This is a genomic window from Streptomyces cahuitamycinicus, assembly GCF_002891435.1.
GTDB classification, from domain to species: Bacteria; Actinomycetota; Actinomycetes; order Streptomycetales; family Streptomycetaceae; genus Streptomyces; species Streptomyces cahuitamycinicus.
The window spans coordinates 1-3,319 of the sequence record NZ_POUC01000633.1; the positions used below are offsets into that span (position 1 = coordinate 1).

At 71.3% G+C, this 3,319-nt stretch carries 4 protein-coding genes; 2 read left to right on the top strand and 2 right to left on the bottom strand.

Going from position 1 to position 3,319, the window contains the following annotated elements:
- Positions 1 to 1,319, top strand: a 1,319-nt coding sequence (locus tag C1J00_RS40720; protein WP_245936704.1) for an MFS transporter, incomplete at its 5' end; no start/stop codon positions are given.
- A gap of 49 nt (positions 1,320 to 1,368) precedes the next feature.
- On the opposite strand, the gene C1J00_RS40725 is transcribed toward C1J00_RS40720, so the two are convergent.
- Complete coding sequence (locus tag C1J00_RS40725) at positions 1,369 to 1,956, bottom strand: Uma2 family endonuclease (protein WP_102913875.1); 588 nt, start codon at positions 1,954 to 1,956, stop codon at positions 1,369 to 1,371.
- Positions 1,957 to 2,070: 114 nt separating this feature from the next.
- Positions 2,071 to 2,607: a GNAT family N-acetyltransferase gene (locus C1J00_RS40730; RefSeq protein ID WP_102913876.1), complete on the bottom strand. Its 537-nt coding sequence runs from the start codon at positions 2,605 to 2,607 to the stop codon at positions 2,071 to 2,073.
- A 25-nt stretch (positions 2,608 to 2,632) separates the two neighbouring features.
- Between C1J00_RS40730 and thpR the strand changes: the two genes are divergently transcribed.
- Entirely contained in the window at positions 2,633 to 3,205 is a 573-nt protein-coding gene (gene thpR, locus C1J00_RS40735) for an RNA 2',3'-cyclic phosphodiesterase (RefSeq protein WP_102913877.1), read from the top strand.
- Positions 3,206 to 3,319: the final 114 nt, after the last annotated feature.

A 3,319-nucleotide genomic window follows, 5' to 3' on the forward strand; every position in this document is an offset into this window, starting at 1 on the left:
CCCTCGACGCACCCGCCTCCACCCGGCCCGCCCGCAAGTCCTCGATGTTCTCCTCCCTGACGGTGCGGAACTACCGCCTGTTCTTCATGGGGCAGGTCGTCTCCAACATCGGCACCTGGATGCAGCGCATCGCCCAGGACTGGCTGGTGCTCAGCCTCACCGGCTCCTCCGCCGCCGTCGGCATCACGACCGCGCTGCAGTTCCTGCCGATGCTGCTCTTCGGCCTGTACGGCGGTGTCCTCGTCGACCGGCTGCGCAAGCGGCCCGCGCTGCTCGTTACGCAGTCCTCGATGGCACTCACCGCGATCGCCCTGGCCGTCCTCACGATCACCGGCCAGGTCCAGGTGTGGCACGTGTACGTCGCCGCCTTCGCGGTCGGTCTGGCCACAGTCGTCGACAACCCGGCCCGCCAGTCCTTCGTCTCCGAGCTGGTCGGCCCGGGGCAGCTCCAGAACGCCGTCAGCCTGAACTCCGCGAACTTCCAGTCCGCCCGGCTCGTCGGCCCCGCCGTCGCCGGCCTGCTCATCACCGGCGTCGGCACCGGCTACGCCTTCCTCTTCAACGGCCTGTCCTTCATCGCGCCGCTCACCGGCCTGCTGCTGATGCGCGCCCGTGAGCTGCACGTCGTGGAGCGCGCCCCGCGCGGCAAGGGACAGCTGCGGGAGGGCGTGCGGTACGTCACCGGCCGCCCGGAGCTGATCTGGCCGATCGTCCTGGTCGGCTTCGTCGGCACGTTCGCCTTCAACTTCCCCGTCTACCTGTCGGCCTTCGCGGACGACGTGTTCCACGCGGGGGCGGGTGCGTACAGCATGTTCAACACGCTGATGGCGGTCGGCTCGGTCGCGGGCGCACTGCTCGCCGCCCGGCGGGGAACGGCCCGGCTACGGCTGCTGATCGCGGCGGCCATGGCCTTCGGCGCGCTGGAGATCCTGGCGGCGACGACCCCCACCCTGTGGATGTTCGCCCTGCTCATGGTCCCGCTGGGACTGTTCGGCATGACCGTCAACGTCACGACGAACACGAGCATCCAGATGTCCACGGACCCGGCCATGCGCGGCCGTGTCATGGCCCTCTACATGATGGTCTTCCTCGGCGGCTCGCCGGTGGGCGCCCCGATAGTCGGCTGGATCACCGACACGTACGGCGCCCGGGTCGGCCTCGCGGCCGGCGGTGCGGTGGCGGTGCTCGCCGCGGCGGTGATCGGCCTGGTCCTGGCCCGCGTCGGCAACCTCCGGCTGTCGGTGGGCTGGCACCGGGGGCACCCGAGGGTGCGCTTCGTGCCCCGGGAGCACCAGGAGGAGCTGGCCCCGGCGGCGTAAGGGGGCCGCAGGGGCCCGTAGGGGGCCCGCAGGGCGGCGCAGGGCGGCGTCAGTCGCGGGGGAACTCGCCGGTTTCGAGGACGAGCCCGACCACGGTGCCCGTCAGGTCGATCTCGTCCCCGAAGTCCAGACTCAGCTCGCCCCGGTACTCGCCGTCCTTGGGCTTGGTGTGCAGATGCCAGCGGCCGGTGTACGGATCCACGATCAGGTACACCGGCACACCGGCCGCGGCATAGGCGTCCTTCTTGGGACCGTAGTCGTTCGCGCCGGTCTTCCTGGAGATCACCTCGGCGACGAACTCGACGTCCTCGTAGCGCCACAGCCCCTTGGCGTTCTTCGCCGCGCCCTCCGCCATCACGGTCACGTCGGAGGCGAAGCCGTTGAGGTGGCCCGGGTAGTCGACGCGGACGTCGGACTTCACGCGCTTGCGCGGATACTTGGTGCGCAGCTGGTCGTAGATGTCCGCGATGATGTCCCAGTGGGTGTCCCGCTGAGGCGCCATGAAGATGTTCCCCCCGACGATCTCGACCTTGTAGCCCTCGGGGACCGGCATCGTCTCCACCCACTCGAACATCGTGTCGAGGGTGAGTTCACCGCTGCTGTCGGCCATCTCGATCCTGTCGTCAAGGACGGTCATCGTGGCGCTCCTCCCCGGCCGCACCCGTGGATGGATCCGGCCGCGCAGTACAACGATACGCACGGTGACCAGGACACGCCCCGGGCCCACGGGACGGGCCTGCACCCTGCGGGCCTACACCTTTCGGGCCTGCACCCTGCGGGCCAGCACCTGCCCCGGCCACTTGTTCTCGCCGACCGTGAAGGCCTCGGTCCGGGTGAAGCCGTTGGACTCGTAGTAGCGGACGAGCTTGCCGTCGTCCCCGGCGTAGCAGTCGACGCGGAGCAGGGAGATCCCGGCGCGGCGGGTCTCCTCGGCGGCGTGCGCGAGCAGGGCGCTGCCCACGCCGTGCCCCTTGAAGCGGCGGTCGGAGGCCAGCCAGTGGATGTAGCGCTCGGGTTCGCCGGGCTGCGGCAGGTGGGACAGGGAGGCGCCCGCCGAGTCGGTGAGGGTGAGGGTGCCGGCCGGGACGCCGTCGGCGTCGGCCATGAACACGCTGCCCTCCGCCATGTACCGGCCGACCGACTCCACCGTCTTCGGGCTCTGCGACAGGGGCCGCGTCCCCCACTGCCCCGTGCGCCCCTGGGAGACCAGCCACTCCACACAGCTGTCGAGCATGCCGAGTATCGCGGGAATGTCGTCGGGCCCGCCGTCCCGGATGGTGATCCGCATGGCCTCATGGTGCCAGGCTGGACCCATGAGACTCTTCGCGGCCGTGCTGCCCCCCGACGAGGTGTGCCGTGAACTCGACGGAGTGGTCGACGCGTTGCGGGAGCTGCCCGGAGCCGACGGCATGCGCTGGACCGGCCGGCCCGGCTGGCACTTCACGCTCGCCTTCTACGGTGAGGTCGACGACGGTCTCGTCCCCGAGCTTGCGGAGCGGCTGGAGCGGGCCGCGCGCCGGACCGAGCCGTTCTCGCTGGCCGTGCGGGGTGGCGGGCAGTTCGGGCACGGGAAGGCGCTGTGGGCCGGGGCCGAGGGGGACCTGGCGGCCCTCCGGCTGCTGGCCGGGCGGGCCGAGGCGGCGGCGCGCAAGGCCGGGGTGCCGATGGGGGAGCACCGGCGGTACAAGGCCCATCTGACCGTGGCGCGGAAGCGGGAGGCGGGGGACGTGCGGGCGTTCCTGGACGTGCTCGCGGGATTCACGGGCCGGACCTGGACCGTGCGGGAGCTCTGCCTGGTGCGGAGCAATCTGCCGACGTCGGGGGTCCCGGGGGAGCAGCCCCGGTACGAGGCGGTCGGGCGCTGGCCGCTCGGGGGCGCCGGTTAGGCTCGGTGCCGTGGACCCGAAAACCCGTAACCGGATCATGGCCGGTGTGCTCGTGCTGATGTTTCTCGTCGTCGCCCTGGCTTCCGTGCTGGGGAGGTAGGGCGGTGGGGGAAC

Bases quoted from the DNA above. Each gene is read 5' to 3' on its own strand.
- thpR (WP_102913877.1), top strand. From the start codon at position 2,633: ATGAGACTCTTCGCGGCCGTGCTGCCCCCCGACGAGGTGTGCCGTGAA.
- C1J00_RS40725 (WP_102913875.1), bottom strand. From the start codon at position 1,956: ATGACCGTCCTTGACGACAGGATCGAGATGGCCGACAGCAGCGGTGAA.
- C1J00_RS40730 (WP_102913876.1), bottom strand. From the start codon at position 2,607: ATGCGGATCACCATCCGGGACGGCGGGCCCGACGACATTCCCGCGATA.